We start from the raw sequence: 4,849 nt of genomic DNA on the forward strand, positions 1-4,849 counted from the left end.
CGGACGAAAAATCTACGCCAATCTGACGGACTTCATTTTATCAGCGATTCCCTAACTATTTAACGAAGGGAGGTGAATGTGTGTTATTCGATCGTATTTTACGTTTTTTCATCGTACTCATTATGGCAATTGTCGGGGGAACTCTGTTTGAGCTTGCGATTCCGACGGTGAGCGGCTATTTCGCGGCATCGTTTTGGCATGTCGAGCTCGGAGTGCTTGGACTCTCGCCGGCGGGACTTCTCTGCATTCTCATCGGTACTGCTATCGGCGGCGTGGTCGGCTATCCGCTCGCGCCGTTCTTCACGGGTCGCCTTAGGCGTTTCTCCGTGTGGGTGGAGGGGCAGCTCGGCAAGATGCCGACACGCGATGTGATCGCAGGGGCAATCGGACTTTTTATCGGACTCATCATTGCGCGTCTTCTGGGCGACGCGTTTTCTATGATACCGATTGTCGGCGACTACATTCCCATCGTGTTCAGCATTGTGCTTGGCTATCTCGGTGTCCACATCATGGTGCGTAAGCAGGAGGAGCTGGCGGCAGTCTTTGACTTTATCCCGCGTTTCCTGCGCGATATGTCGCGTGTTCGTGAGGGGCGTGTCTCCACGCAGACGACGGCATCCTCCGCGCAGTCGGATCGACAGTACAAGCTGCTGGATACGAGTGTCATCATTGACGGACGCATCGCGGATATCTGTGAGACGGGATTTCTCGAGGGAACGCTTCTCATTCCTGTGTTTGTTCTTGAGGAACTGCAGCATATTGCGGATTCGCCGGACTCCTTGAAGCGCGTGCGTGGACGCAGAGGGCTTGACATCCTGCAAAAGATCCGCAAGGAGTCGCGCATGAAGGTGGAGGTCACGGAGACGGACTTTGAGGACATCGCGGAGGTGGACTCCAAACTGCTCCAACTCGCGCAGGAGGTTGGCGGCAAGATCATCACGAATGATTTCAACCTAAATAAGGTGGCACAGCTGCGCGGTGTTCCCGTGCTGAACATCAATGCGCTCTCGAACGCGGTGAAGCCGGTCGCGATCCCCGGCGATCTCATGACGGTGCAGATTGTGCGTCCGGGCAAGGAGCACGGGCAGGGGCTCGCGTATCTCGATGACGGCACGATGATCGTTGTGGACGGTGGATTCCGCAGCATGAATGAGGTCGTGACTGTGGAGGTGACTTCGGCACTGCAGACGGCGGCAGGTCGCATGATCTTTGCAAAGCTGACGCGGTAATCATAGGACGCATAGGAGGGGAATGAATGGTTAGTGTAGTTTTCCCTGCGGCGGGGCAGGCACATCGGATGAATGCGGGGCTGAACAAGGTTTTTCTGACGCTCGCTGGCAAACCGATGCTCCTGCGGACGCTGCTCACGTTTTCCAAGGTGTCCGAGGTCGGTGAGCTGATCGTTGCCGTTGGTGCGGATGAGGTGGAGACGGTGCGCGGGCTGCTCAGCCGTGTGAAGGGGCTTGCTCCGTGGCAGGTGGTCGCGGGCGGATCGGAGCGGCAGTACTCGATCCGCAACGGACTTGCACTCGTTTCGGAAAAGGCGGATATTGTACTCGTACACGATGCCGCACGTCCGCTGATTCGTCGCGAGACGATTGAGGAGCTGATCCGTGTGGTACGCGCAGAGGGCGCGGCGATTGTCGCTGTGCCGGAGAAGAACACGATCAAGATTGCCACGGAGGATGGTGTCGTTGTTTCGACGCCGCCGCGCAGTACGCTGTGGCAGGTGCAGACACCGCAGGGATTTCGCAAGGAGATCCTGCGCGAGGCGAACCGCCGCGCAGATGAAGATGGGTTTCTCGGGACGGACGACGCGAGCCTTGTGGAGCGCATCGGTGTTCCCGTGCACATCGTTAGGGGTGAGTACAGCAATATCAAGGTGACGACGCCCGAGGACATGGTCGTTGCGGAGGCAATCCTGAGGAGCGATATGGGCGCAGGTGAGCTGATGAAGACGGCTGTGCATGAAGCAAAGCGTCTCCTCGGAGGTGTCGTGCGACGACGGAAAGGAGAAGGCGAATGACGCGGTTTGGCATGGGCTACGATGTGCACCGTCTGGTCGAGGGTCGAAAGCTGATCCTTGGTGGTGTGGATGTGCCGTATGAAAAGGGGCTGCTCGGGCATTCGGATGCGGATGTGCTGCTTCATGCTGTCTCGGATGCGATTCTCGGTGCGGCGGCACGCGGGGACATCGGGACGCATTTTCCGGATACGGACGAACGCTTTAAGGGCGCGGACAGCGGCAAGCTCCTGGAGGAGGTCGTGCGTCTCGTGCGTGCGGAGGGCTATACCATCGGCAATGTGGATGCGACGATTGTCGCCCAGGCACCGAAGCTGCTGCCGTATATCCCTCGAATGCGTGAGAATATTGCGCGTCTGCTCGGCGTGACGGTTGGCGATGTCAATGTCAAGGCGACGACGGAGGAGCGGCTCGGGTTTACGGGCAGCGGAGAAGGGATGTCTGCCTATGCCGTTGCGGGCATAGAGCGCGTATAGTGAATACTTGCATACTTCACGCAAACGCCTCGTTACGCAAACGTTCGCACACTTATCTGCCTAAATACCTGCGGACTTCTTAAACGCGCTTCGCTTGAACGAAAGAAATCCGCAGGGGGCAGAACGTGTGCTTTTCTCGCTTGCTTCACTAGGGTTTGCTTAGAAGTATTGCTTGTTTCTTTGTAAGAATCACATGGTACATTTACGGAGGTAGTAACGTGGCAAATCAGCTGAAAGAACTCTTGGGAATCGAGGTTCCTATCCTGCAGGGCGGCATGGCGTGGATCTCGGAGGCGAATCTCGCGTCTGCGGTGTCGAATGCGGGCGGTGCGGGCATCATCTCGACGGGTGGGCGTACGACGGAGTACACACGCGATGAGATTCGCCGCTGCCGTACGCTGACGGATCGCCCGTTTGGTGTCAATGTGATGCTCATGGCACCGAACAAGGACGAGATCGTGGACGTGATCTGCGAGGAAAAACCGGCGTTCGTGACGCTCGGTGCGGGCAATCCCGTTCCGTACTTTGAAAAGCTCCACGCGGCGGGCGTGAAGGTCATCCCCGTTGTGCCGAGCGTAAAGCTCGCAAAGCGTGTGGAGGAAAAGGGCGCGGACGCGATTGTTGTGGAGGGCATGGAGGCGGGCGGTCACATCGGCGTGCTCTCGACTCTGCCGCTGATGGAGCAGGTCATTCCGGAGGTAAAGCTCCCTGTCGTTATGGCGGGCGGATTCGGCGACGGTCGCGGGCTTGCGGCGGCACTTCTCATGGGTGCAGCGGGGATTCAGATGGGAACCCGCTTCCTCGTTGCCGAGGAATGCGTTGTGCACGACAATATGAAGGCAAAGCTGATCGAGGCAGTGGATACGGACACGATTGTCACGGGTTTCACGATTGGCGGCTCGGTGCGTGGTGTCAAGAACAAGTTTGCGGAGGACTTTGTCGCGCTCGAACTCTCGGGCAAGGCGACGAAGCAGGAACTGCTCGACCGTGCGACGGGCACGAACAAGCTCGCCGCCGTGGACGGTGATGTCGTGAACGGCATGGTGCAGGCGGGCGAGACGCTGACACTCCTGCGCGAGATCGAGCCGGTCAAGGTGATTGTGGATCGCATTGTGCGCGAGGCGCGTGAGGTGCTTGCGCGTGCAGCGAAGATTGAAGTTTAAGGGGTAAGTCAGGGGAATGGGAACCGACGAACTGACACGGATTCATGAGCTCGCGAAGCGCGTCACGCTTCTCGAAAAGATGGCACTGCGTCAGCAGAGTCGCATTGATGAATTGGTGGAGCGGCTGGAGGCGGCAGAGCAGCGTGCGGGTGGAATACCGCCGCGCAGGGAGGCGCAGAAGGAGCTCTCTGACAATCCTGCGGCTGAGGCGAACGCCGCTGCACATCGTGCTGTCCCATCGGTGAGCGATCTCCTCGATGAGGAGATGAAGCGCGACCTCTCGCGTGCATATACAGGAGTCGCTGCGCCGTCGCCGAATTCCTCGGCAGCGGGGCAGCCGTCCAAGCCGATGAATGCGATGGAGCGGGCAGCCGGAAGCTATGCGCGTGCGACGGGTGGCAAAGAGCCTGTGCCCAGTGATCGCGTGAAACAGGACGAAGCTGCACGGAAAAAAGCTGCCGATGCGGCGGCTGCGCTCACGCAGATTCCTGTCCCGGAGCTGCGTGAGCGAACTCCTGCCGAGCGTGCAGCGGACTATGTGCGCGACTATAATGCGCTCTATGATGTCATGGGGACGATGTTCCAAAAGAAGAAGGCGCAGGACGACTTCATTAAGCTCTACGAAGTGCAGGGGATGCGCTGCACGAATATGCAGCTGCGTCTCAGCCGTCCCGAGCTTGAGCCGCGCTTTGTCGCCGTCACACCGACGCGTGATGCGGACTTCTGGGGGATGCCCCTCGGCAACAACCTCTTTGCCGTCGTTCCGAATCCCTTCCTCGTCTACGGAGAGGAGATGCACACGGCGGGCGGCATGCGCGAGGCGTTCAACTCGAACTATCGCGCGGGGAATACTTACGGTCGCTTTACCGTCAAGGAAACGGCCACCTTCCAGTTTGGCACCATCGGCAAGGTGTTCAAGAAGGGGCAGCTTGAGGCGGATCTATAAAACACAATCCTCGTATGAGCAGAAATCAGGCTCATACGAGGATTGTTTTTATCTCCAAGCTGTCGTATCCCATTGATCGTGAAAAGGTGTCTGTTCAATACAGGAATTATGTATTGGAAGAAGGAATACTTTGAGCTCCTGTATGATCTCGGCAAAAGAAATATTGATTGGGGCATTGATACGCTGTAAAGGAATCGCTGATAAAATGAAGTCCGTCAGATTGGCGTAGATTTTTTCGTCC

The 4,849-nt window shown here is 57.8% G+C and carries 5 protein-coding genes and 1 pseudogene; 5 read left to right on the forward strand and 1 reads right to left on the reverse strand.

Annotated elements, in window-relative coordinates; genetic code table 11:
- The first annotated feature begins 80 nt into the window (after positions 1-80).
- The 5 genes from ACO6BQ_RS11925 (at position 81) to ACO6BQ_RS11945 (ending at position 4,608) form a co-directional block, all read left to right on the forward strand.
- A complete protein-coding gene (locus ACO6BQ_RS11925) occupies positions 81-1,229 on the forward strand; it encodes a PIN/TRAM domain-containing protein (protein WP_489121234.1) in 1,149 nt (382 codons plus the stop codon).
- Between the two features lie 26 nt (positions 1,230-1,255).
- Complete coding sequence (gene ispD, locus ACO6BQ_RS11930) at positions 1,256-2,026, forward strand: 2-C-methyl-D-erythritol 4-phosphate cytidylyltransferase (protein WP_489121236.1); 771 nt, start codon at positions 1,256-1,258, stop codon at positions 2,024-2,026.
- Positions 2,023-2,499, forward strand: a complete 477-nt coding sequence (gene ispF, locus ACO6BQ_RS11935; RefSeq protein ID WP_489121238.1) for a 2-C-methyl-D-erythritol 2,4-cyclodiphosphate synthase — start codon at positions 2,023-2,025, stop codon at positions 2,497-2,499. The genes ispD and ispF overlap by 4 nt, the downstream gene beginning before the upstream one ends.
- Positions 2,500-2,717: 218 nt before the next feature.
- Positions 2,718-3,662, forward strand: a complete 945-nt coding sequence (locus tag ACO6BQ_RS11940; protein ID WP_489121240.1) for a nitronate monooxygenase — start codon at positions 2,718-2,720, stop codon at positions 3,660-3,662.
- A gap of 16 nt (positions 3,663-3,678) precedes the next feature.
- Positions 3,679-4,608 carry a hypothetical protein gene (locus ACO6BQ_RS11945; protein ID WP_489121242.1) on the forward strand — a complete coding sequence of 310 codons (930 nt, stop codon included), beginning with the start codon at positions 3,679-3,681 and terminating at the stop codon, positions 4,606-4,608.
- Between the two features lie 48 nt (positions 4,609-4,656).
- On the opposite strand, the pseudogene ACO6BQ_RS11950 reads toward ACO6BQ_RS11945, so the two are convergent.
- Positions 4,657-4,849: pseudogene (locus ACO6BQ_RS11950) on the reverse strand (hypothetical protein); the annotation flags it as partial.

It is taken from the genome of Centipeda sp. (in: firmicutes) (genome assembly GCF_057271695.1).

Bases quoted from the DNA above. Each gene is read 5' to 3' on its own strand.
- ispD (WP_489121236.1), top strand. From the start codon at position 1,256: ATGGTTAGTGTAGTTTTCCCTGCGGCGGGGCAGGCACATCGGATGAAT.
- ispF (WP_489121238.1), top strand. From the start codon at position 2,023: ATGACGCGGTTTGGCATGGGCTACGATGTGCACCGTCTGGTCGAGGGT.
- ACO6BQ_RS11945 (WP_489121242.1), top strand. From the start codon at position 3,679: ATGGGAACCGACGAACTGACACGGATTCATGAGCTCGCGAAGCGCGTC.